This window comes from Cytobacillus sp. FSL W8-0315, assembly GCF_038002905.1.
Lineage (GTDB): Bacteria > Bacillota > Bacilli > Bacillales > Cytobacillaceae > Cytobacillus > Cytobacillus pseudoceanisediminis.
The window spans coordinates 1,841,040-1,865,735 of the sequence record NZ_JBBOOC010000001.1; the positions used below are offsets into that span (position 1 = coordinate 1,841,040).

General features: G+C 41.6%; 21 protein-coding genes, 1 other RNA gene and 1 other annotated feature. Of the genes, 18 read left to right on the top strand and 4 right to left on the bottom strand.

Going from position 1 to position 24,696, the window contains the following annotated elements; genetic code table 11:
* Positions 1-80: 80 nt before the first annotated feature.
* Together tgt and yajC are read left to right on the top strand one after the other, a co-directional pair.
* Positions 81-1,220, top strand: a complete 1,140-nt coding sequence (gene tgt / locus MKY20_RS09305) for a tRNA guanosine(34) transglycosylase Tgt (protein ID WP_009333094.1) — start codon at positions 81-83, stop codon at positions 1,218-1,220.
* 74 nt (positions 1,221-1,294) lie between these two features.
* A complete protein-coding gene (gene yajC, locus MKY20_RS09310) occupies positions 1,295-1,579 on the top strand; it encodes a preprotein translocase subunit YajC (protein ID WP_009333093.1) in 285 nt (94 codons plus the stop codon).
* Positions 1,580-1,619: 40 nt separating this feature from the next.
* Here the strand turns inward: yajC and MKY20_RS09315 are convergent, their stop codons facing one another.
* The gene (locus MKY20_RS09315) at positions 1,620-2,006 is read right to left on the bottom strand and encodes a TIGR04086 family membrane protein (RefSeq protein WP_251266974.1); all 387 of its coding nucleotides are present in this window, start codon (positions 2,004-2,006) and stop codon (positions 1,620-1,622) included.
* A 198-nt stretch (positions 2,007-2,204) separates the two neighbouring features.
* Here MKY20_RS09315 and MKY20_RS09320 point away from each other — a divergent pair, with 198 nt between their 5' ends.
* Complete coding sequence (locus MKY20_RS09320) at positions 2,205-2,855, top strand: DUF421 domain-containing protein (protein WP_251266934.1); 651 nt, start codon at positions 2,205-2,207, stop codon at positions 2,853-2,855.
* Between the two features lie 56 nt (positions 2,856-2,911).
* On the opposite strand, the gene spoVB is transcribed toward MKY20_RS09320, so the two are convergent.
* On the bottom strand, positions 2,912-4,477 hold the full coding sequence (gene spoVB, locus MKY20_RS09325) for a stage V sporulation protein B (RefSeq protein WP_251266933.1): 1,566 nt from the start codon (positions 4,475-4,477) through the stop codon (positions 2,912-2,914).
* 122 nt (positions 4,478-4,599) lie between these two features.
* Here spoVB and MKY20_RS09330 point away from each other — a divergent pair, with 122 nt between their 5' ends.
* The 8 genes from MKY20_RS09330 to dtd all read left to right on the top strand — a co-directional run bounded on the left by MKY20_RS09330 (position 4,600) and on the right by dtd (position 14,831).
* Complete coding sequence (locus tag MKY20_RS09330; RefSeq protein ID WP_019382914.1) at positions 4,600-4,896, top strand: post-transcriptional regulator; 297 nt, start codon at positions 4,600-4,602, stop codon at positions 4,894-4,896.
* Between the two features lie 305 nt (positions 4,897-5,201).
* On the top strand, positions 5,202-7,466 hold the full coding sequence (secDF, locus tag MKY20_RS09335) for a protein translocase subunit SecDF (protein ID WP_251263979.1): 2,265 nt from the start codon (positions 5,202-5,204) through the stop codon (positions 7,464-7,466).
* Between the two features lie 140 nt (positions 7,467-7,606).
* A complete protein-coding gene (locus tag MKY20_RS09340) occupies positions 7,607-8,509 on the top strand; it encodes a cation diffusion facilitator family transporter (RefSeq protein WP_341000878.1) in 903 nt (300 codons plus the stop codon).
* 24 nt (positions 8,510-8,533) lie between these two features.
* The gene (locus tag MKY20_RS09345) at positions 8,534-8,851 is read left to right on the top strand and encodes a LapA family protein (RefSeq protein ID WP_019382912.1); all 318 of its coding nucleotides are present in this window, start codon (positions 8,534-8,536) and stop codon (positions 8,849-8,851) included.
* 162 nt (positions 8,852-9,013) lie between these two features.
* Positions 9,014-11,383: a single-stranded-DNA-specific exonuclease RecJ gene (recJ, locus tag MKY20_RS09350; protein ID WP_251266932.1), complete on the top strand. Its 2,370-nt coding sequence runs from the start codon at positions 9,014-9,016 to the stop codon at positions 11,381-11,383.
* Complete coding sequence (locus MKY20_RS09355; RefSeq protein WP_009333085.1) at positions 11,374-11,886, top strand: adenine phosphoribosyltransferase; 513 nt, start codon at positions 11,374-11,376, stop codon at positions 11,884-11,886. Before recJ ends, MKY20_RS09355 begins: the two co-directional genes overlap by 10 nt.
* A 294-nt stretch (positions 11,887-12,180) precedes the next feature.
* Positions 12,181-14,376, top strand: coding sequence for a RelA/SpoT family protein (locus tag MKY20_RS09360; RefSeq protein ID WP_019382910.1), 2,196 nt, complete (start codon positions 12,181-12,183; stop codon positions 14,374-14,376).
* A gap of 14 nt (positions 14,377-14,390) precedes the next feature.
* On the top strand, positions 14,391-14,831 hold the full coding sequence (gene dtd / locus MKY20_RS09365) for a D-aminoacyl-tRNA deacylase (RefSeq protein WP_251175124.1): 441 nt from the start codon (positions 14,391-14,393) through the stop codon (positions 14,829-14,831).
* A gap of 63 nt (positions 14,832-14,894) precedes the next feature.
* Here the strand turns inward: dtd and MKY20_RS09370 are convergent, their stop codons facing one another.
* A complete protein-coding gene (locus MKY20_RS09370; protein ID WP_251175125.1) occupies positions 14,895-16,637 on the bottom strand; it encodes an SH3 domain-containing protein in 1,743 nt (580 codons plus the stop codon).
* 229 nt (positions 16,638-16,866) lie between these two features.
* Between MKY20_RS09370 and MKY20_RS09375 the strand changes: the two genes are divergently transcribed.
* The 5 genes from MKY20_RS09375 to MKY20_RS09395 all read left to right on the top strand — a co-directional run bounded on the left by MKY20_RS09375 (position 16,867) and on the right by MKY20_RS09395 (position 22,030).
* Positions 16,867-17,043, top strand: coding sequence for a hypothetical protein (locus tag MKY20_RS09375; RefSeq protein ID WP_026041802.1), 177 nt, complete (start codon positions 16,867-16,869; stop codon positions 17,041-17,043).
* A 112-nt stretch (positions 17,044-17,155) separates the two neighbouring features.
* Positions 17,156-17,395, top strand: a binding site (T-box leader).
* 131 nt (positions 17,396-17,526) lie between these two features.
* Positions 17,527-18,801 (top strand): histidine--tRNA ligase, encoded by a 1,275-nt coding sequence (gene hisS, locus MKY20_RS09380; RefSeq protein WP_071156908.1) that lies wholly within the window; start codon positions 17,527-17,529, stop codon positions 18,799-18,801.
* A gap of 28 nt (positions 18,802-18,829) precedes the next feature.
* Complete coding sequence (aspS, locus tag MKY20_RS09385; protein WP_071156910.1) at positions 18,830-20,605, top strand: aspartate--tRNA ligase; 1,776 nt, start codon at positions 18,830-18,832, stop codon at positions 20,603-20,605.
* Between the two features lie 187 nt (positions 20,606-20,792).
* Positions 20,793-20,980, top strand: a non-coding RNA gene (gene ssrS / locus MKY20_RS09390) — 6S RNA.
* A 288-nt stretch (positions 20,981-21,268) separates the two neighbouring features.
* Complete coding sequence (locus MKY20_RS09395; protein WP_009333078.1) at positions 21,269-22,030, top strand: tRNA threonylcarbamoyladenosine dehydratase; 762 nt, start codon at positions 21,269-21,271, stop codon at positions 22,028-22,030.
* A gap of 60 nt (positions 22,031-22,090) precedes the next feature.
* Here the strand turns inward: MKY20_RS09395 and MKY20_RS09400 are convergent, their stop codons facing one another.
* Complete coding sequence (locus tag MKY20_RS09400; protein WP_251175126.1) at positions 22,091-22,609, bottom strand: Myb-like DNA-binding domain-containing protein; 519 nt, start codon at positions 22,607-22,609, stop codon at positions 22,091-22,093.
* A gap of 171 nt (positions 22,610-22,780) precedes the next feature.
* Between MKY20_RS09400 and MKY20_RS09405 the strand changes: the two genes are divergently transcribed.
* Both MKY20_RS09405 and MKY20_RS09410 read left to right on the top strand, forming a co-directional pair.
* A complete protein-coding gene (locus tag MKY20_RS09405) occupies positions 22,781-23,722 on the top strand; it encodes an ABC transporter ATP-binding protein (RefSeq protein ID WP_019382904.1) in 942 nt (313 codons plus the stop codon).
* Complete coding sequence (locus MKY20_RS09410; RefSeq protein ID WP_019382903.1) at positions 23,700-24,659, top strand: ABC transporter permease; 960 nt, start codon at positions 23,700-23,702, stop codon at positions 24,657-24,659. The genes MKY20_RS09405 and MKY20_RS09410 overlap by 23 nt, the downstream gene beginning before the upstream one ends.
* The last annotated feature ends 37 nt before the right edge of the window (positions 24,660-24,696 follow it).

A 24,696-nucleotide genomic window follows, 5' to 3' on the forward strand; every position in this document is an offset into this window, starting at 1 on the left:
TCTCTGTACTTCGATAACTGTCTAGCTCCTAGCGCCGATAAGCAGGCGCTAGGAGCTTTAAATGGAAGGAGAACTGTAAGTTGACTGCAATTCGTTATGAATTAATTAAAACATGTAAGCAAACCGGTGCCCGTCTGGGACGGGTCCATACGCCGCATGGATCTTTTGAAACTCCTGTGTTCATGCCTGTGGGAACACTTGCTACAGTAAAAACCATGTCCCCTGAAGAATTAGTGGAAATGGGTGCGGGCATTATTCTGAGCAATACTTACCACCTGTGGCTTCGACCGGGTCAGGAAATTGTGGAAGAAGCAGGCGGCCTGCATAAGTTTATGAATTGGGACCGGGCCATTCTGACAGATTCCGGCGGGTTTCAGGTGTTCAGTCTTAGTGAATTCCGTAAGATTGAAGAAGAAGGCGTTCATTTCAGGAACCACCTGAATGGAGACAAGCTGTTTTTATCACCTGAAAAAGCAATGGACATTCAAAATTCCCTTGGTTCAGATATTATGATGGCGTTTGATGAATGCCCACCTTACCCAGCATCCTTCGAATATATGAAGAAGTCAGTAGAGCGGACTTCCCGCTGGGCTGAGCGATGCTTACAAGCACATAAACGCCCGAATGATCAGGGACTCTTCGGAATTATTCAGGGTGGAGAATATGAGGAGCTGCGTAAACAAAGCGCGAAAGACTTAACATCTCTTGATTTCCCGGGGTATGCTGTTGGCGGTTTATCTGTAGGCGAGCCTAAAGATGTAATGAACCGTGTACTTGAGTTCACAACACCGCTTTTGCCGTCTGATAAGCCAAGATACCTTATGGGAGTAGGATCCCCTGATTCCCTGATTGATGGTTCAATCAGAGGGATTGATATGTTTGACTGTGTTCTCCCTACAAGGATTGCCAGAAACGGAACATTGATGACAAGTAATGGCAGACTGGTTGTTAAGAATGCAAAATTTGCAAGAGATTTTGGCCCAATTGACGAGAATTGCGATTGCTACACATGCCGTAATTACAGCCGTGCTTACATCAGGCATTTGATCCGCTGTGACGAAACATTTGGAATCAGGCTTACAACTTACCATAATCTCTATTTTCTGCTAAAATTAATGGAGCAGGTAAGACAGGCGATTAGAGATGATCGCTTGGGTGATTTTAGAGAAGAGTTTTTCGAAAGGTATGGATTCAATAAGCCTAACGCGAAGAACTTTTAATAATAAAAATTGAGAGTTCGTTTAAGGAGCAGCTTTTCCTTAAATCGGGACAATCTTTGAAAGGGGGGAAAACTATGGAGCTTTTAGGAACATTAGGACCATTATTGCTGATGTTTGTTTTATTCTATTTCCTGTTAATTCGTCCGCAGCAGAAACGCCAAAAGGCAGTTCAGCAAATGCAAAGTGATTTAAAAAAGGGAGATAAGGTTGTTACAATCGGCGGTCTTCATGGATTCGTTGATGCCATCGACGAAGACAAAGTGGTTATTAAATGTGGTGACGGAAGCCGTCTTACATACGATCGTGCAGCGATCCGCGAAGTAACGCAGGCAACTGGCGATGCATTAGCAAAATCTTAATATCAAAAAAAGAAGGTCCTGAATTTCAGGACCTTCTTTTTTAAGCTGTTCTTTTAGTGTTGAGATTAACTCCCAATATACCGCCCATCATTGCAGTCAGCGTAAAACAGGTGTGGTATATCATTTGCTCCATATCAAATAAACTGTCATGTCCCAAATATTGAAATAGAAAAATAACGATTGAGTAAATAAGGCCTGTCAAGCCTCCAAGCAGCCATCCTTTTTGCTTCCCTTTACCTCCGGATATGAACCCGCCCACAAAAAGAGAAACAAATGAAACAGCAGAAATAATATACTGCAGGGAAGACTCCTGCAGCGAGGTGAACCGCAGAAGCAGTGAAAAAACGAGACTGCTCGCTACAGCAATGGCAAAAATGGCGATAATTCCATAAAGTACAGCGCTTCCGAAGTTCTTTGACTCTTCTATATTGACCCTCTCCCTTCTGAATCAGTAAATAGGAACAGCTTTTACCCCAGAGGCTATTCAGCTTAATCCTTAGTACAAGCATATTCACACAATGAAAAAATAGAATCTAAAATGTTCAAAGAAAAAGCCAGATAAAATCATAAAAGTTTTAATATGCGGAAGGATATAAAGGATTGCATCAAAAGGAGTGCTGTAGAAGTGGAAGAATATCTAATCATTGTAGGAAGAACATTATTTCTCTATGCAGTCATTCTTCTCATTTTTAGACTAATGGGCAAAAGAGAAATTGGTGAACTAAGCATCCTGGATTTAGTCGTCTATATCATGATTGCTGAACTTGCAGTAGTGGCGATTGAAACTCCGGATTCAGAAATCCTGAAAAATGTGCTGCCAATGCTCCTTTTGATGGTTGTGCAGATTGTGCTGGCCATACTTTCCCTGAAGAGCAAAACGTTCAGGGATGTCGTTGATGGCAAACCGACCATTATTATTAATAAAGGAAAAATTGATGAAAATGCCATGAGGAAACAAAGGTATAACTTTGATGACCTGCTTTTGCAGTTAAGAGAAAAAGATATTTCCAAAATCTCAGATGTGGAATTTGCCATCCTTGAATCTTCCGGTACTTTGTCAGTGTTTGAAAAAAAGGACAGCAAAGAGGGGGGAATTACAATCCCTTTAATCATAGATGGGACAATTCAGAAAACTAATCTGGAAACGATAAACAAAAGTGACTTTTGGCTTCGTCAGGAGCTTAGAAAAGAGGGGTATAAAGAGATATCAAATATATCATTCTGCAGCTATGAAAATGGCCAATTTTATGTAGATCTGCTTGACGATAGGAAATAAATCGAGGGCCAGCTCAAGATAGGCAAAATTGAGCTGACCCTGCTGATATAGGCAGATTATCTAAATGCAAACCTTGATAATAATCTGCCAACCCATGGAATCCGAATCAGATCACTCTTTTTAATCAGCTTGAAGAATAATAAGAAAATTATATATACAGAAGTGATGGCGGAAGAAATCACAATTACCCTCACTGCTGTATTTAAGTCAGGGGAAAGTAAATCTTTGAGCATCCAGAAGCCAATGCCCCCTGACAAAAACATGGCAATAAACGTCATTAGATAGTCCCTGATGAAAAAAGTAAACGAAATAGCTTTCAGTACTGTTGCAAAGTGAAGCATTGTCACCAGGACTGTGCCGGTCAGAATTCCCATCGCAACACCATTGATGCCAAATGCAGGCTGGCTGGCAAGTAGAAAGATGACTGCCGTTTTAACGGCAGCGCCAATCAGACTGTTGATCATTGCGGCACGGGCCAGATTTAATGCCTGTAAAGTTGCCTGAAGAGGTCCCTGATAATAATAAAACAGAAAAAATGGCGCCATCAATTTAATAAAATGAGAACCGCTTGAGGAGCCGTACATTACTTCCATCAATTGATCGGAAAGGACATAAAGAACCACCACTGCCAGGCCGCCAGTAATAAATGCAAACCGAAGTGCCTGCTGAAGCCGGTATTCGATCAGACGCATATTATTCTGGGAATTTGCTTCGCTGATAGCCGGAACAAGAGATGTTGACAAAGAATAAGTAATAAACGATGGAAGCATCAGAAGAGGCATGGCAAAGCCGGTAAGAGCACCATATTGCTTCGTAGCCGCAGCGGCCGCCACCCCTGCAAGTGCAAGACTCTGTGCTACCACAATCGGTTCAAAAAACCAGGCGACTGAACCGATCATTTTGCTGCCTGTCGTTGGAAGAGCGACGGTCATCAATTCGTTAAATGTACTTTTTCCGGAAGACACAAATTTAAAGAATTGTTTCCTGACTCTGAATTTCTTTTTAAGCTTAAATGTGGTCATTAAATAGAGCAATGATGCAAGCTCCCCAATGACTGCTGCCAGCATGGCTCCCGCTGCCGCATACTCAATTCCGTATGGCAGAAATGCCTTAGTCATCAAAGCAATCAGGCTTATTCGGACTATCTGTTCAATCATCTGGGAATAGGCAGCAGGCTTCATGTTCTGTCTGCCCTGAAAATAACCCCGAATGACAGAAGAAATTGCAATGATCGGCACGATAGGGGCGATCGCCATCAAAGGAAGCTGTGTGCGTTCATCGGTAAAGAGTGTATCTGATAATAATGGAGCAAGCAAAATTAAAGCAGGAGTGAAAACAATTGAAAGTGAGATAGTCGTCGCTAAGGAAACAACTAATATTTTCTTGATTTTTGCTGTATCGCCCTTTGCCTCCGCTTCGGCCACATTCTTAGAAATAGCAACCGGCAGCCCAAGCTGTGTGATAGTGACGACTAGAATCATGGTGGGAAAAGCCATCATATAAAGGCCAACGCCTTCTTCTCCAATAAACCGGGCAATGACAATTCTGTTTATAAAGCCCAGGACCCTGGTCACCAGGCCTGCAGCGAGCAGGATCATGGTACCTTTCAGAAATTTGGACATTCAACTCCCTGCCTTCTCAAAATGGGTATTATCATATACAATTATCTATATGCAAGGAAGAGGACAAAGCATGACAAGCTATCATAATTTCCATGTGAATAATGGCGGGGAGGCGGCTGAAAGTGAAAATCGGCCATGAATATGATTATTTTCGCACTACGGTAAAACCTGCATTGGAAAGCAAATTAGATGAATTTCGGCTGCTGGGATATAAAAAAGTGACTGAACAGGAGCTCTGGGAATTCCTCACAAAGAAGAAGTGGAAAAACACAAAAGAAAATGTCAGGCTATTTGAAATTGTAGAAGAAATCATGGAGGTAAAAGTGAGTGAATACATTCACTATGCTACCATCGAGGCTTTTAAAGAGGCTGACTTTGTTTTTGATAGTGAAGAAGAGAGAAGGGAACTGTTAAAATAGTCACCTTTCTACTTTTTACAAAAATTAACATGGTATATGACAAATTGACAGGTTTTACAATCTATCTCATAATGAAAAGCGGAGTAAACGGTATTATTTCATGTCAGTTTTCATACATAGAATGAAATTCAAGAACGGATAGTAAAGCCAGCTAGGGTTCAAACAAAGTCATAATACTGGGGGCTGCATTGAAAAGATATGCAGCTTTCCGACGCAAGACTGTATGGTTAATGATGCATCACAGAGGTTGAAGTGATGCTTGTGATTTCAATAAGCGGGCGATAGCTAAGGAGGATTTATTCATAATGGTAAAGCGCAGCCGTATCGTTGCCTTTTTCCTGATTGTTGTATTATTGGGAAGCCTGGCAGGGGCAACGACAAACAACATTTTAAAAAATATTAAGCTTGGCCTTGATTTGCAGGGCGGATTTGAAGTCCTCTATGAGGTAACGCCAAAAGATGGGCAGAAGGTTGATAAAGCCGTCCTTGCAAGTACTGCCGAAGCACTGGATAGGCGGATCAATGTTCTTGGAGTCAGTGAGCCGAATATCCAGATTGAGGGAGATAAGAGGATCCGCGTTCAGCTTGCTGGTGTAACAGATCAGAATAAGGCAAGGGAAATTCTATCCACAGAAGCTAATCTATCATTTAGAGATGTTAATGATCAATTGATGATGGATGGTTCAGACCTTGCTGAAAATGGGGCAAAGCAGACATTCGATGAAAACGGAAAGCCAAGTGTTTCATTGAAGCTGAAGAGTGCAAGCAAATTTAAAGATGTAACTCAAAAAATTGTCAATATGGGAGCGCCAAATAACCTGCTTGTCATTTGGCTTGATTTTGAAGAAGGCCAGGATTCATTCCAGGCTGAGTCAGCAAAAGAAGATCCAAAATACTTATCTGCTCCACAGGTAAGCCAGATCTTTAATCAGGATACCGTGTCCATTGTTGGGAATTTTACGATTGAAGAAGCAAAGACACTGTCGGATTTGTTGAATGCCGGTTCCCTGCCAGTACAGCTCGATGAAGTTTATTCGACATCGGTAGGTGCGAAATTCGGTGAGCAGGCAATGGAAACGACTATTCTTGCCGGTATTATTGGAATTGCCATTATATTTATCTACATGATTGCGGTATATCGTTTCCCTGGGTTTATAGCAACAATTACATTATCTTTCTATATTTATCTGATTTTACTCGTATTTGACTGGATGAATGGCGTATTGACGCTGCCTGGTATTGCTGCGCTCATTCTGGGGGTCGGTATGGCTGTTGATGCGAATATTATTACCTATGAGAGAATCCGCGAAGAAATAAAAGTGGGCAGAACAATCAAATCAGCTTTCCAGGCTGGTGAGAAAAACTCCCTTTCGACGATATTTGATGCAAATATCACAACCATTTTAGCAGCAGCCGTTTTATTCATGTATGGGACAAGTTCTGTAAAAGGATTTGCTACCATGCTTATTATAAGCATCCTGGCAAGCTTTATTACTGCGGTTTATGGCACAAGGCTGCTAATGGGGCTTTGGGTCCATAGTAAAGCACTGAATAAAAAGCCAGGCTGGTTTGGTGTTAAGAAAAGTGAAATCAAAAACATTGCTGAAAATTACGATACTCTGGATTTGCCGACCAAGTTCGATAAATTTGATTTTGTAGGGAACCGCAAGAAGTTCTTCATCCTTTCTGCTGTATTAATTGCAGTGGGAATCATTGTTGTTTCTATTTTCCGCTTAAATCTAGGAATCGATTTTGTCAGCGGTACCCGCATCGAGCAGCAGGCAAGTGAACCTTTAACAAAAGAAAAATTTCAAGCTGAATTATCAGCGCTTGGAATCGAGACAGATGATATTGTCATCTCGGGCGATAATAAAGAAATCGGTGTTGCTAGATTTAAAGATGTTTTAACTAAAGATGAAATAGCAGAGGTTAAAACTCATTTTCATGAAGAATTCGGTCAAGATCCGAATGTCAGCACAGTTTCACCAACTGTAGGAAAAGAGCTCGCTAAAAATGCACTAAAAGCTCTTGCCATAGCCTCTGTAGGCATTATCATCTATGTAACCATTCGCTTTGAGATCAAGATGGCTATTCCAGCAGTTCTTGCGCTTCTGCATGATGCCTTCTTTATAATCGCTGTATTTAGCTTTACGCGTCTTGAGGTGGACATTACCTTCATTGCAGCAGTACTGACGGTAGTAGGTTATTCGATCAACGATACAATCGTAACGTTCGACCGGATGCGTGAGAATATGCAGAAAAAGAAAAAGCTCAAATCATTCGAAGATATTGCTGATGTTGTAAACAAAAGTCTTCGCCAAACGCTTGGCCGCTCTGTGAATACTGTTTTAACTGTTGTATTTACTGTCGTTGCGCTCCTGGTGTTTGGAAGTGAGTCAATCAGAAATTTCTCGTTTGCGCTTCTGATCGGTTTAATTGCAGGTACCTATTCATCGATTTTCCTTGCTGCGCAGATTTGGGCAGTATGGAAAGGCAAAGAACTGAAAGAAAAAGGCGTTATTAATACCGTAAAAGAAAAACGCAAAGTCAGTGACGAACCTCAAGTATAATACTTTCAAAGACTCAGGCGAATGCCTGAGTTTTTTTGTTAATCTGGAAAACTGGATGCCGTCTATTTTACAAAAAAGGTTAATGATTCCGGGAAATAGGATAAACTAAAAACAAGTTCAGGGAGGAAGGAAGTATCGCTTTGGAAAATAACGATCGTTTTAAGAAAGCTGAATTTGCAGCCATTATTGGCATCGTGGGCAATATTATTCTTGCTGCCATCAAATGGGGAATAGGCATTTATTCAGGAAGTAAAGCGCTCGTGGCAGATGCGGTCCATTCTGCTTCAGATGTAACCGGATCCTTTGCTGTATATTTAGGGCTGAGAGCTGCAAAACAGCCGCCGGATAAGGATCACCCATATGGTCATGGAAAAGCTGAAATGATTGCAGCCATTATTGTTGCGGTTTTGCTGTTCCTCGTGGGAATTGAAATCGGCAAATCATCATTTGAGTCATTTTTTTCGCCAATTGAACCTCCAAAAGCAATTGCAATAGCTGCAGTGCTGGTTTCTATCATTGTGAAAGAAGCGATGTTTCGTTATAAGTATAATTTGGGAAAGAAACTAAACAGTGATGCTTTAATTGTAAATGCCTATGAACACCGTTCAGATGTCTATTCATCAATTGCAGCTTTAATAGGCATTGGATGTGCAATAATTGGCGGAAGAATGGGGATCGAATGGCTTGAGTATGCAGATCCTGTTGCTGGTCTCATTGTTTCCCTTATGATTCTCAAGATGGCATGGAGGCTGGGGAAAGAATCCATTCATAGCACACTTGATCATGTGCTTCATGAAGAAGATACACTTGAGATGCGCAAAACTGCTGAATCCGTTGATCTGGTTAAAAGGATTGATGAACTGCACGCAAGGGAACACGGACATTATGTTATTGTAGATATTAAAGTTTCAGTGGATCCCAATATGACTGTTGAGGATGGCCACCGGGTGGGCAAAGAAGTGAAACGCAAGCTGCTTGGATTGGAAAATGTTCAAAATGTATTTGTGCACATTAATCCTTATAGTGAAGAGCGCATAAATTAGAGAAAATATTGGGGAGAGGATTGCATGAAATTTCAATGGGCTTTATTATTTGGTTTTTTATTTGCACTAATAGTCGCTGTTTTTGCAGTAATCAATGTTGATAATGTAACGGTAAACTACTTGTTTGGGGAAAGCCAGTGGCCGCTGATTCTAGTGATTTTAGGATCAGTCCTTATGGGAGGAATGATTGTCGGGTCTGTGGGCCTTGTCCGTATTTACTCACTTCAAAGGAAAGTGAAAATACTAAAAAAGGAAAATGAAAAGCTGCATGCGGGACATGCGGTAAAGGATAATGCCAATAATGAAGAGTTTGAAAAAGAGCTGGATAGGGATATTCATTAAAATAAAACAGGCTTGGGCTTTTGCCCAAGTTTTTCTCTTGTCCGCAAAAAAGTGGCCTGCAATTCATATCTTTCTTTCTAAATCTGTATGGAATATCCCTATTTTAACTTATTGAAACACATGTCCCCCTCTTGTATAATTAATAAGCTGAGGGGTGAACGTATGTTACATTCAAGAACGCGATGGATTGTTCGGCAAACACAGGAGGATAAGGTGCAGCAGCTTTCAAAGGAATTGAATATTTCTCCACTGGCCGCATCGCTGTTAATTAATCGCGGAATGGATACCGTTGATTCAGCACGGTATTTTTTATTGGATAAAGACCAGGAATTTCATGATCCTTTTTTAATGACAGATATGGCAAAAGCTGTTTCCAGAATAAAAGAAGCAATAGAAAAACAGGAACCTATCTTAATTTTTGGTGATTATGATGCGGATGGAGTGACAAGCACTTCTGTCATGATGATGGCACTTAGAGATCTCGGTGCTGACGTCCAATTCTACATACCGAATCGATTTACTGAAGGTTATGGACCAAATATCCCGGCTTTTGAACAAGCCGCTGATACTGGCATCCGTTTAATTATTACCGTAGATACAGGGATATCGGCTGTAAACGAAGCAAAGGCTGCAAAAGAGCTTGGAATGGATTTGATTATTACAGATCACCATGAGCCTGGCCATGAGCTTCCTGAAGCATGGGCAATTGTGCATCCTAAGCATCCGGATAGCAGATACCCATTCCGGGAACTGGCCGGAGTTGGAGTAGCATTTAAACTTGCACATGCGCTATATGGTGAAATGCCTGATCACCTTTTGGAAATAGCTGCAATCGGCACAATTGCCGACCTTGTTTCTTTAACGGGAGAGAACAGGCTTATTGCCAAGCGCGGGATTCAAAAGCTGAAATCAACTAAGAATACAGGTTTGAAAGCCTTGTTTAAAGCGGCTGGAATTGAACTTCCATCCATTAATGAAGAAACAATCGGCTTTACAATCGGGCCTCGCCTCAATGCAGCCGGCAGGCTTGAAAGTGCGGATCCAGCAGTGGATTTGCTTCTGACAAATGATCCTTATGAAGCACAAGCCATTGCTGAAGAAATTGAAATGTTAAATAAAGAGAGGCAAGCTATTGTCAATGACATTGCAGCACAAGCGGTTAAAGAGGTTGAAACTAATTTTCCAATCAGTGAGAATTCAGTAATTGTTGTAGGCAAAGAAGGCTGGAATGCCGGTGTAATTGGAATAGTAGCTTCGAAGCTTGTTGAAAAGTTTTACCGCCCAGCTATTGTTCTCAGTTATGACAGTGATAAAGGGCTGGCAAAGGGATCAGCAAGAAGTATTAAAGGTTTTGATCTGTTCAAAAATCTTTCTGAATGCCGGGATATCCTTCCCCACTTTGGGGGCCATCCAATGGCGGCAGGAATGACCTTGTCAATTGAATCGGTCGATGACCTCAGGGATAGACTGAATACTCTTGCAAATGAACAGCTGACCGAGGAAGATTTTATTCCAGTAACCAGCATTGATGGCGTCTTCCATCTAAAGGATATCAGCCTCTCTTCTATTGAAGAAATGCAGCTGCTTGCCCCATTTGGGATGGGAAATCCAAAACCTAAAGTCTTGATAAAAGAGGCCAATATTGCCGCTATGAGAAAAATCGGATCTGATCAAACTCATATAAAGGTCACCATCGAAAATGATGGATCTTCCCTTGATGGAATCGGCTTTGGCCTCGGACATTTGCATGAGCATATTTCACCATATTCCAAGCTATCGGTTATTGGCGAATTATCCATTAATGAATGGAATAATATTAAAAAACCGCAAATCTTCCTGCAGGATATGGCAGTGAACTCCTGGCAGCTATTTGATATCCGGAGTTTAAAGCGGCTCGAAAGGCTCCAAAGCGTCATTCCTGAGGTAAATACTACTTGGATATTCTTTAATGAGGAACATATATCCAAATTCAGGACATATGCAGGGGAAAGTATGGTGAAAATATCATCTGAAGAGGATGCAGAAGCATTAAAACTAGATGGCTCAAACATCGTGCTTGCTGATATGCCGCCTTCAAAGGAAATGCTTGCTCATGTATTCTCCGGAAAAAACCCTGCCAGAATTTATGCTCATTTTTATAAAGAGGACAGTGACTATTTCAGCACTATTCCAACAAGAGATCATTTTAAGTGGTATTTTGCCCTGCTTGCTAAAAAAGGCTCGGTCGATATCAGGCGTCATGGGAATGATATAGCGAAGCATAAGGGATGGAGCAGGGAAACGGTAGATTTTATGTCTCAAGTGTTTTTTGAATTGGATTTTGTTAAAATAAATAATGGTGTCATTTCGTTAAACAATACATCAATTAAACGTGATTTAGCTGATTCGCGAACCTATCAGCTTAAACAGGCACAATACACTCTTGAGAGCGATTTGCTCTATTCATCCTTTCAGCAGCTCAAAGACTGGTTTGATGAAGTTATGCAAGGGGCTGTAAAACTTGAGGAGGCAAAGGAAGAAAAATGGACTTAAAACAGTATATAACAATTGTTGAAGATTGGCCGAAGCCAGGCATAAAATTTAAAGATATTACAACACTTATGGACAACGGTGAAGCGTATAAATATGCGACTGACCAAATTGTTGAATATGCCCGTGAAAAGAAAATTGATCTGGTTGTTGGCCCGGAAGCCCGCGGATTCATCATCGGCTGCCCTGTTGCTTATTCATTAGGTGTAGGTTTTGCCCCTGTCCGCAAAGAAGGAAAACTTCCCCGTGAAACAGTCAAGGTTAATTATGGCTTAGAATATGGCAAGGATATATTAACCATTCATAAAGATGCCATCAAACCTGGGCAAAGAGTTCTGATCACTGACGATCTCCTTGCGACAGGCGGAACAATTGATGCAACCATCCAGCTGGTTGAAGAACTTGGCGGAGTAGTGGCTGGCATTGCATTCCTTATCGAATTAACATACCTTGATGGCCGTAAAAAGCTTGACGATTACGATATTCTGACATTGATGCAATATTAATTTTTTCATACCAAGAGAGCGCCATACGAAATGGTGCTCTTTTTAATTTATCTGTCAAAATAGGTATATAAAGTGCTTCCAAAACCAATTATGGAAAAACAATAAAGAAATTCGGACAAAAAACGACAAAATTTTTGTTATTCCCATAAAAATAACAGTCTATCCCTTTACATCTTCACTTTTTTTTTCGATAATAGTAGCAATATTAATTTTTTTTATAACTTGTTATAAATCCAATTACAAAATTATTACATTATGCAAATGCATAAAATTCAGGGAGATAAAGGTGATTCCATGGCGAACGATCAAGTTCTGACCGCCGAGCAAGTCATCAACAGAGCAAAAGAATATTTAAACGATGAGCATGCAGAGCTTGTAAAAAAAGCGTACGAGTTTGCCAAGCATGCCCACCGTGAACAATATAGGAAGTCCGGTGAACCATACATTATCCATCCAATTCAAGTGGCAGGCATCCTTGCTGATCTGGAGATGGATCCATCAACGGTTGCTGCCGGCTTTCTTCACGATGTGGTTGAAGACACCGAAATCTCATTGGAGAATATCGAAGAAGCCTTCAATTCAGAAGTGGCAATGCTTGTCGATGGTGTAACAAAACTGGGGAAAATTAAATATAAATCACAGGAAGAGCAGCAGGCTGAAAATCATCGGAAAATGTTCGTGGCAATGGCCCAGGACATCCGTGTAATCTTAATTAAGCTTGCTGACCGTCTTCATAATATGCGGACACTTAAGCATCTGCCAGCTGAAAAGCAGCGCCGCATTTCGAACGAAACGCTTGAAATTTTTGCACCTCTTGCGCATAGGCTTGGAATTTCAAAGATTAAGTGGGAGCTTGAAGATACGGCTCTAAGGTACCTAAATCCGCAGCAATATTATCGGATTGTAAACCTGATGAAGAAAAAAAGAGCGGAACGGGAAGAGTACCTGGATGATGTTATCAATGTCATGCGGGGCAGGCTGTCAGAGGTTTCAATTAAATCAGAGATATCCGGCCGCCCTAAGCATATATACAGCATCTATCGAAAAATGGCGCTTCAAAACAAGCAATTCAATGAGATATATGATCTTCTTGCTGTACGCATTGTTGTAAGCAGCATTAAAGATTGCTATGCAGTTCTCGGGATTATTCATACATGCTGGAAGCCGATGCCCGGCCGTTTTAAAGATTACATTGCCATGCCTAAACAGAATATGTATCAATCTCTTCATACCACGGTTATCGGGCCAAAAGGTGACCCGCTGGAAGTCCAGATCCGTACCATGGATATGCATAGAATTGCAGAGTTTGGTATTGCTGCCCATTGGGCTTATAAAGAAGGAAAAAGAGTGAATGAGGGCTCTTCATTTGAGGAGAAGCTGACCTGGTTCCGTGAAATCCTGGAGTTTCAGGATGATGCTGCAAATGCTGAAGAGTTCATGGAATCACTGAAGATCGATTTGTTTTCCGATATGGTGTTTGTTTTTACTCCTAAAGGGGATGTCATCGAACTTCCTTCCGGCTCCGTTCCCATTGACTTTGCTTACCGAATTCACTCGGAAATTGGAAACAAGACAATCGGTGCCAAAGTCAACGGAAAAATGGTCACGCTGGATTACAAATTGAAGACCGGCGATATTATTGAAATCCTGACATCCAAGCATTCATATGGACCGAGCAAAGATTGGCTGAAGCTTGCTCAGACTTCACAGGCTAAAAATAGAATACGAACCTTTTTCAAAAAGCAGAGAAAAGAAGAAAATGTGGAAAAAGGAAAAGAGCTTGTTGAGCGGGAGATTCGCAATATGGATTTCGACCTGAAGGAAATTTTGACATCTGATAATGTAAAAAGGGTCGCAGAGAAATTCAATTTTGCCACAGAGGAAGATATGTATGCTGCTGTTGGCTATAACGGAGTAACGGCACTTCAGGTTGCCAACAGGCTGACAGAAAAATGGCGCAAGAAACGCGATCTTGAACAAACCTCCGATATTACAAATGCTGTTTCGGAACTGAAGACTTTTCCATCTGCCAAAAAACGCGAATCCGGTGTCCGGGTTTCAGGCATTGATAACCTGCTGATTCGCCTTTCCCGCTGCTGTAATCCTGTCCCCGGAGATGAAATCGTCGGGTTTATTACAAAGGGCAGAGGAGTTTCTGTACACCGTGATGATTGTCCTAATATTGAAACGGATGATGCAAAACAAAGGCTCATCCCGGTTGAGTGGGAAACAGCCTTAAATGACCGGAAAGAATACAATGTTGAAATTGAAATTACCGGTTATGACCGCAGGGGATTATTAAATGAGGTCCTTCAGGCTGTTAATGAAACGAAAACCAACATTTCAGCTGTATCAGGACGATCAGACCGCAATAAATCAGCAACGATTAATATGTCCATTGCCATACACAATGTCAGCCATCTGCAAAAGGTTGTGGATCGGATTAAACAAATCCCTGATATTTATGCAGTAAGAAGGATTATGAACTAAAGGGAGCAGATAGAATGCGTGTTGTAGTGCAGCGAAGCAAAGAAGCCAGCGTAACGGTGGACGGCAAAACCGTCGGAAGCATCAAAAAGGGGTTTGTTTTGCTCGTTGGAGTCACCCATGAAGATAAGGAAGAGGACGCAGCTTTTCTGGCTGATAAAATTGCCAATCTTCGCGTCTTCGAAGATGAAAATGGCAAAATGAATTTTTCCCTGCTGGATCAGGAAGGTGAAATTCTTTCGGTTTCCCAGTTTACTTTATATGGAGACTGCCGGAAGGGCAGACGGCCCAATTTCATGGAAGCGGCTATCCCGGCGCATGCCGTAAATATCTATGATGCTTTTAACCGGTATTTAGAAGCTAAAGGCCTGAAAGTAGAAACAGGTGTATTCGGGGCCATGATGGATGTTCAGTTAACCAACGATGGACCCGTTACGTTAATTTTAGAAAGCAAGTAAGTTAATTTATAACGAAACGCAAAAAAGCCCCGGCACCCAAAGTAGGATGCCGGGGCTTTTTTGCTAATTTTTGAAATAGCGGGCAAGTCCCTGATAAATTCCTGCTGTTGCTGATTGCTGATACTGTGCAGAAGAAATCAGGGCCTCTTCAGCCGGATTGCTCAGATATCCAAGCTCGATGAGAACTGCATTGCGTTTATTCTCTCTTATCACATGATAATCTCCAGCTCTATAGCCCCGATCTCTCAGGTTTGTCATGGCTATTACATTGGAGTGGATATTGGCTGCAAGTTCCTGTTGAAAAGGATGATAATAATAAGTAGTCGCTCCTCTTGCAGTGCGATCTGGCGTGCTGTCATAATGAATGCTGATGAAAGCATCTGCATTATGATAATGTGAAATGCCTACTCTGGAAGGAAGCGGCAAATAGGTATCTCCGCTTCTGGTAAGAATAACATTTGCACCTGCAGATCTTAATTTGTCTGCGAGCAATTGAGCGGTCCTGATTGTAATATCTTTTTCACGAGTCCCTCGTGCCCCTGTTGTCCCGTTATCACGGCCACCATGGCCGGGATCAAGGACGATTGTTTTATTTTCCAGGTGCTGTTCTGCTCCCGGTTTTGTTACTGCAGGTGCAGATCCTTCAACCTTGACGATCCATCCTGCTACAAAACCCGTCCCGCCGTTTGGAAGGCGGACTTCATACCAATCATCATTCAGGCTGATAATTTCAAAGCTGTCCCCTTTATTTGCCCTGTGAATGACAGATGACTGGCTGCTGGCTTTTTTTCTAATATTTGATCCGTTATGTAATATAATTGCAGAACTGCCGTTTACACTCTGCTGGGAAGAGCCGGAATTTTTCTCGGCTGTTATGTCTATGAACCAGCTTGCTACCCATCCATAAGAACCAGTCTGATATTCAATTTTTGCCCAATTATCAGCTTGCTCAAGAATAGGAAAGGTTTGGCCTTTTGTAACAGAACCAATCGGTTTCCCATTTAACGATCCTTTATTCCTAACGGTTAAAGAAGTTGCCGTAACAGTGCCGGTTTTCCCGGACGCCGACTGTTTTGGCTTGCTTTCTGATTGTGAGGATTGAACCGCAATATATTGGCTGCTGATCCATCCGGCATTGCCCGAGAAAGAGATTTCTGTCCAGCTGTCATTTTGAGAAATAACAGCTACTGTCTCCCCCGAATTTAGTTTGCCGATGACGTCACTATTAAGCGATGGCCTGTTTCTTACATTCAAGGAGTTTGCCGTGATTTTCCCGGTTTGGCTGCTGCTTGATGAATTTTTCTTTTGGCTGCCGCTGTATTGGACGAATTCATTTGCGACCCATCCATCTCCATAAGGTGTTTGGATCTTAACCCAGCTTCCTTCTGTGCTCATGACCTTATAGGCTGTTCCTTTCTGTATAGTTCCCAGGACACCGTAACTTGTGCCAGGTCCCTTTCTCACCCTCAGGCCATCTGTTGTGATGATTGCCTGGGAATTTGAACTGGCTGCTTTTTCTCCTCTCTGACTGGTGGTCATATCGGAAACAAGCCAGCTGGCCACATAGCCGTTTTCCCCCTGGAAATTAATTTTAATCCAATCTCCTTCACGGGAAAGAGCGTTAAATTGATCTCCTTTCTGGGCTTGTCCCAGAATGGGGTAGCTTAAGCCTGGGCCTTGACGGACGTTAAGATTATTTGTGGGGATTGTTACAGAACTGTTTTCAGCTTTAACCTGTGTTTCCGCCTGTGTTATGCCAGCCAAAAGCATAAGACATATCACGAGAATAAGTGGTTTTTTCTTCAACAGGCCGCCTCCTTTCATAATTAAAATCCTTATTAAAAGAAAAACAAACAAGGTGCTGGCAGTCAAGATAACTTTGGTCCTAGAATACTTCTGCATCTTGTGCAATTTCCCTTCTATTATCGGTTTATCAGCAATCATTTTTAGCTGGGAATTAAATTTGTCCTGTTATGAAACATTTCATCTGAAAATGGAAAGAATAGAACAGACTATAAAAAAAAGGGTGAGCACTATGAGATTTGGTGAAAAAGGGATGTCTGCACAATCTGGTGAAAATCAGCTGTTCGGGGTGGATTTTCATGATTTTATACAAAGAGAACAAAACTCAAACATGATTGAACTCGCATCAGAGTTTGGACTATCTCTCAAGGATGTCAGGAAACTGAAAAAAAAGCTGGAACGATCATAACATGTTTTTAGTCTTGACATTGATGAAAATGCTCCGTATTATAATATAAATAAAATGACAATTACAATTAAATGTCTAGCTGCAGCGCCTGACCAAGGCGTTTCTGCTTTTCGATAAACCATTGATGGAGAAGAGTAGTTAAACCCCACATGAAAAGAGAGAGAGTGCCGCCCGGCTGAAAGCATTCTCACATGATGATTTAACGAAAGAACACTTCGTAGGTTTCTCTCTGAAAAAGGCGTGATCTTTAGTAGGAGCTGAACGTTAACAGGCGTTAACTGTAAAAGAGGAAGTCTATATATTGGCTTCAACTAGGGTGGCACCACGGGAAAACCAAACTCTCGTCCCTTGTATTTAATATACAAGGAGGCGGGAGTTTTTTTTATTTTGTCGATGCTTTCGATTATGGCCTATTTATTAGCTAAAGCGTAAAGGGTCAATAAATTATACATAGTTATCATTTTGCATTAGGAGGTAATTTTCATGTCTATCCGAATACCGAGGGGAACGCAGGACATTTTGCCGGGGGAAGTTGAAAAATGGCAATTGATAGAAAAAAAGGCAAGGGAACTTTGTGAGAAATTTCAATATCGTGAAATCAGAACACCTATATTTGAACATACGGAATTATTTCTGCGCAGTGTTGGAGACACGACAGATATTGTTCAAAAAGAAATGTACACGTTTGAAGACCGCGGCGGACGAAGCCTGACACTTCGTCCTGAAGGAACGGCTTCTGCTGTAAGGTCATTCGTTGAACATAAAATGTACGGTGATGCGAGCCAGCCTGTAAAGCTTTATTATATGGGACCAATGTTCCGTTATGAACGCCCCCAGGCAGGACGTTTTCGCCAGTTTGTCCAATTCGGCGTCGAAGCGATCGGCAGCGCGGATCCGGCAATTGATGCGGAAGTTATCGCACTGGCAATGTCACTTTATAGAAGCATGGGCCTGCAAAAGCTTAAATTGATTGTGAACAGCCTGGGAGATAAAGAAAGCCGATCTGCACACAGAGAGGCTCTGGTCAATCACTTCAAGCCGCGGATCGGGGAGTTTTGCCAGGATTGCCAGAATCGCCTTGAAAAAAATCCAATGCGCATCCTGGACTGTAAACAGGACCGTGAACATGAACTTATGAAATCTGCTCCATCCATCATTGATTATTTAAATGATGATTCAAAAACCTACTTTGAGAAGGTTCAAAAGTATTTAAAGAACCTGGATATTGACTTTATTGTTGATCCAAATCTTGTTCGCGGCCTGGATTATTACAATCATACGGCCTTTGAAATTATGAGTGATTCCGAAGGTTTCGGAGCAATTACCACTCTTTGCGGCGGCGGACGATACAATGGCCTCACTGAGGAAATTGGCGGTCCTGAAGCGCCGGGAATAGGTTTTGCTTTAAGTATCGAGCGATTCATTGCTGCTCTTGAAGCAGAGAAGGTGGATCTGCCTCTTAATAAGGACATTGATTGCTACCTTGTATCCCTTGGAGAGGAAGCAAAGGATTACACAGTCGGCCTTCTTCAAAAACTTCGAATGGCAGGATATTCTGCTGAAAGAGATTATCTTGACAGAAAAATTAAAGCCCAGTTTAAAGCGGCAGACCGGTCGAATGCAAAGTTTGTTGCTGTCTTGGGTGAAGATGAACTTAAAGCGAACAAAATTAATGTAAAATCAATGGAATCGGGAGAACAAACAGAGCTTAGTCTTGATTCTTTCATAGAAAAATTTACAGAGCTTTATCAATCATAAATCAGTTTTATATTTGGGAGGAATTAGAATGTTTGGGCGAACGTATTTTTGCGGGGAAGTAACGGAAAAAGCTATAGGAGAAAAAGTAAGCTTAAAAGGCTGGGTACAAAAGCGCCGGGATTTAGGCGGGCTGATCTTTGTGGATCTTCGTGACCGCACTGGCATTGTTCAGGTGGTATTCAATCCGGAAGTTTCCCCTGAAGCTCTTGCAGCAGCTGAAAAGATCCGCAATGAATTTGTTCTTGATATAGAGGGAGAAGTAATTGCGCGTGAAGAAGGCACCATCAATGAGAACCTGAAAACAGGGCGCATTGAGATTAAAGCAGAGAAAGTGACTATCATCAATGAAGCAAAAACACCTCCTTTTGTCATTGATGATAAAGCGGATGTTTCCGAAGATGTCCGCCTTAAATACCGCTATTTGGATTTGAGACGCCCTATTATGTTTGATACCTTTAAGATGCGTCATCAAGTAACAAAAGCAATGAGGGATTATCTGGACAGCGAAGGATTTCTTGATGTTGAAACACCAATCTTAACGAAGAGCACACCGGAAGGAGCCCGTGACTATTTAGTTCCAAGCCGTGTGCATCCGGGTGAATTCTATGCTCTTCCACAATCTCCTCAAATCTTTAAGCAGTTATTAATGGTAGGCGGATTTGAACGCTATTACCAAATAGCACGATGCTTCCGTGATGAAGACCTGCGTGCAGATCGCCAGCCTGAATTTACTCAGGTCGACATCGAAATGAGTTTTATGAGCCAGGAAGACATCATCGGCCTAATGGAAAACATGATGAAAAAGATCATGAAAGAAGTGAAAGGCCTGGATGTCCAGCTTCCATTCCCGCGCATGACCTATCAGGAAGCGATGGACCGTTTTGGATCTGATAAGCCGGATACACGCTTTGGGATGGAATTGACGGATTTATCCGAAATAGTAAAAGAGTCAAGCTTCAAAGTATTTGCCGGAGCAGTAGCTTCCGGGGGACAGGTTAAGGCCATTAATGTAAAAAATGGTGCAGGAAAGTATTCACGAAAAGATATTGATGCCCTAACAGAGTTTGCTGCTGTTTATGGTGCAAAAGGGCTTGCATGGTTTAAAGCGGAAGAAGACGGTTTAAAAGGTCCGATTGCCAAGTTTGTGACTGAGGATGAGCAAAAAGCATTCTATGCTGCTCTGTCAGTAGAACCAGGAGACTTGCTCCTCTTTGTGGCTGATAAGAAAAATGTTGTGGCAGATGCACTCGGCGCTCTGCGATTAAAGCTTGGAAAAGAGCTTGATCTGATTGATCAAAGCAAGTTTAACTTCCTTTGGGTTACAGACTGGCCGCTTCTGGAATACGATGAGGAAGAAGGCCGCTATTATGCAGCCCATCATCCTTTTACAATGCCTGCCAGAGAAGATTTAGATCTTCTTGATAAAGATCCTGCTCAAGTCCGTGCACAAGCATATGACCTTGTATTAAACGGCTACGAGCTTGGCGGCGGATCATTGCGTATTTTCGAAAGAGACGTTCAAGAAAAAATGTTCAGTGTGCTTGGCTTCTCAAAAGAGGAAGCTGTTGAACAGTTTGGATTCCTGCTTGAAGCATTTGAATATGGCACTCCTCCGCATGGCGGAATTGCCCTTGGATTAGACAGACTTGTAATGCTGCTTGCTGGCAGAACAAATCTAAGGGATACGATTGCCTTCCCTAAAACAGCCAGTGCGAGCTGTGTGCTAACAGAAGCTCCTGGTGAAGTTAGCCAGTCCCAGCTTAATGATTTGCACTTAGCGCTTAATTTGAAAAAAAGTGAGTAATTTCCTATATAATGATTAAATGGTGAAAAAAACACATTTTTCAGAAAAATAAACTGGGAAGTAACTCCTGATTTTAAGGCAGGTTCCATAACTTCAAGGAAGAAAGTGGATAAAAATGTTCAAATTAGCTCCATTTCATCAGCTTGAAAAAGAAGAAACCGTGTGATATGATCATATCAATAAATAAAGAGTCCTGATGTGTTCGTTGTAAAACCTGAAATTTTGACCAACATTATTCCTTCGGGAGTCCGGAGTTTTCCCGCAGCGTAAAAGCCTCATGGATGAGGACTTACAAACGCAGGAAACAGGACACCCACCTGCTGAGTGCGGGTTCAAAACGAGGGCATCAATAGCGACGGCACGATTGGGACTCTTTAGTACATACGATTGTAAAAATCCATGCTCGTGAGCATGGATTTTTTGTTTGTCCTGCTCTTTATGTTCGTACTTGAACTGAGCTATTGCTGATATGATGATAAGGATTAAATATGATAGCGCAGTTAACACTATTGGATAGAAAGTTTCGATTTAATTATTGCTTAAAATGTTAATGTCATTAATCCTATAGAACTACTTGCTTTAAAGTTCAAGTATGATATATTCATTATCGGGTATAAGATAATACATGCTTTTTAAATAACATCTGATGGAGTTGATTTATATATGCTTCACCAATTTTCCAGGAATGAATTGGCTATTGGCAAAGAAGGCCTTGAAAAAATGAAAAATAGTACCGTGGCAGTACTGGGCATCGGCGGAGTTGGTTCCTTTGCAGCGGAAGCACTGGCGCGTTCCGGTGTTGGACGGCTTGTTCTGGTTGATAAAGACGATGTTGATATTACAAATGTGAACAGGCAGGTCATCGCTTTATTATCCACTGTCGGGAAACCAAAGGTGGATTTAATGAAAGAAAGAATCAAGGATATCAATCCTGACTGTGAAGTTATTGCTTTAAAAATGTTTTATACAGAAGAAACCTATGAGCAATTCTTTGATTATGGACTCGACTTTGTAGTTGATGCTTCCGATACGATTTCTTATAAAATTCATCTAATGAAAGAATGCCTGAACAGAGGGATTCCAATGATCTCAAGCATGGGTGCTGCAAATAAAATGGATCCGACCAGGTTCCAGATTGCTGATATCTTCAAAACTCATACTGACCCGATTGCTAAGGTTATCCGCACACGCCTGAGAAAAGAAGGAATCAGAAAAGGCGTTCCGGTTGTATTCTCCGATGAAAGCCCGATCGTTATCCGGGAAGATGTCCGCAAAACAGTTGGAAAAGATGATGCTGAAATAAGAAAGGCCAAAATGCCGCCTTCTTCCAACGCATTTGTTCCTTCTGTTGCAGGTTTAATCATGGCTAGCTACGTAACTAGAGAACTACTAAGCGATATTAAAATTGCACGTGTAAATGACTGAAAAGAGACCGGCTTTCTGCAGGCCGGTCTTTGCGCATATTAATGTTTTGGAATCCTCGAATCAATGAACAGCTCTTTTCTCTTCATTGCTTTCATGCTTTAGAAGCTGGTCGGCTTCTTTCAGGATGCTTGCCATTTCCTCATATTGCATAAGCTGATGTTTAAATTCCGCTTCTTTTTCCTTCAACCTTCTAATTAACTGCTGATTTTGAAGTTTTAAGTGCATTTGTTCTTCATGCAGACGTTTATTTTCCTTCATTTGCTCTGAAATAGGCTGTGTTTTCGCAAAGTTCCTTAGGAAGCGTATAACTTGAGCCAGATTTTCAGGGGGAACAGAGTCAGGATTTTCATGGGTTTGACAGGCTGCATTATTGCTTGAGATTTCTTGGGTTCTATAATCTGTCCTTTTTGTTATGACTGTGTTCCAGCGGTATTGGCAGGCTGAAACTGTACGGCCGAGTTCAGTACTTGCCTTCTTAAAAGCTGATGCTTTTGAATCCCCATTTGATGTGTATTCAAGTACTATCTCTTCGAGTAATTGATCCTCTTCCGGTTTCCATAAATCTTTCCGTTCCTTCATTCCTTTAACCACCTCGGAAAATACGATTGTTAGGCTTATCGTCACCCTAATAGATGAAAATATTCCATTCTCAGTTGTTGAAAGGTAAAATAGTGTAAGTCAAATAATAATCCCGACTTTAAAGGCGTCTGCAAAGAACCGGACTTTAAAAGATGGGAGGAGGTTGCCTAAATGGATACTCTTGTAGAAATACAGGACGTTACAAAAGTAATAAAAGGAAGAACGATTATTGATTCTGTCAGCTTTGAGGTGAAAAAGGGGGAGGTATTCGGTTTCCTTGGCCCAAACGGTGCGGGGAAGACCACCACTATTCGAATGCTGGTGGGCTTGATCGGCATTACTTCCGGGGACATTAAAATTCTTGGCAGCAGCATCAAAACAGATTTTGAAAAGGCGGTTTCCCATATTGGAGCCATTGTGGAAAATCCTGAGATGTATAAGTTTTTGTCAGGCTATCAAAATCTGGTTCATTATGCACGAATGTCAAAAGGTATAACTAGAGAAAAAATTGATGAAACGGTTGAGCTTGTAGGACTGGCGGATCGGATTCATGATAAAGTCAGAACATACTCGCTAGGCATGAGGCAGAGGCTTGGTCTGGCACAGTGTCTTTTGCATGATCCCAAAATCCTCATTCTGGATGAACCTACGAATGGGCTTGACCCTGCCGGCATCAGGGAGATTCGGGATCACCTGAGGATGCTTGCAAGAGAAAGAGAAATGGCTGTCATTGTTTCCAGCCATTTACTATCTGAAATGGAAATGATGTGTGACAGAATCGGCATTATTCAAAACGGGAAGTTGATTGATGTTCAGCACATCAGTGATTTTGTACAGGGGAAAGAAAAAGTTTACGAAGTAGAAGTGGATGATCCTGGAAAAGCAAACGGAATTTTACAAGGGGCACATCCTGGTTTGCCTGTACAGCTTACAGAAACTAGTGTGATACTTTCGCTTGTCCGGGAAGATATACCTGAAATGATAAAAGTGTTTGTCCAGGAAGATATGAAAATATTTGCTGTTCGTGAAGTGACCAAAACATTGGAAGACCGTTTTCTGGAAGTAACAGAGTACAAAGGGGGTGCAGGTGATGCTCGGACTGATTCAAAATGAATGGATGAAAATTTTTAGGCGGCCGGGCACATACGTCATGATCGGACTTCTTTTAATTATGACGACTGTTGCAGGCGCCTTTATAAAATATCAGGAAAGCGGAGGGACAGTCCCGGATAATTCGGAATGGAAAAAGGGACTGCAGACTCAAAACGAAAGCTATAAAAAACAGCTTGAAGAGATGGGGGAAATGGCTCCCAGAGATATGAAGGAACAGTATCAGAGGGAGATTGCCATAAACGAATACAGAATTAAGAATGATATTTCACCGAATCAGGAATACTCTGTCTGGGGATTTGTATCTGACACCTCACAGCTGATTGAATTTGCCGGCCTGTTTACGATTATTATTGCCGGGGGAATCGTGGCGAGTGAGTTTACATGGGGAACCATCAAACTACTTTTGATTAGGCCTATTAAAAGAGTTAAAATCCTGGGAGCAAAGTATATTACCGTGATTTTATTCGGTCTGCTGGTGCTGGCCGTCCTCTTCGGATATTCAGCACTGCTGGGCGGACTCCTCTTTGGATTTCCTGCAGAAGCATTTCCTTATTTATATTATTACAATGGAACAGTGATAGAACAAAGCATGGGACTTCATCTGATAGCTTATTATGGTCTTAAATCCATTAATATGCTTATGCTTGCAACCATGGCTTTTATGATTTCAGCTGTTTTCAGGAATAGCTCGCTGGCGATAGGACTTTCCCTGTTTCTGATGTTTATGGGAGGACAGGTCACAAGGCTGATTGCAATGAAATATGATTGGGCCAAGTACAGCCTTTTTGCCAATACAGACCTCCTTCAATATTTTGAAGGAATGCCAATGGTTCACGGGATGACGATTGGATTTTCCATCATGATGATATTTATATATTTTCTGCTTTTCCAGGTACTTGCATTTTATGTGTTTAATAAAAGGGATGTTTCTGCTTAAAAGCCCAAATAGCAAAAGGTCTGGCATTGCTGCCAGA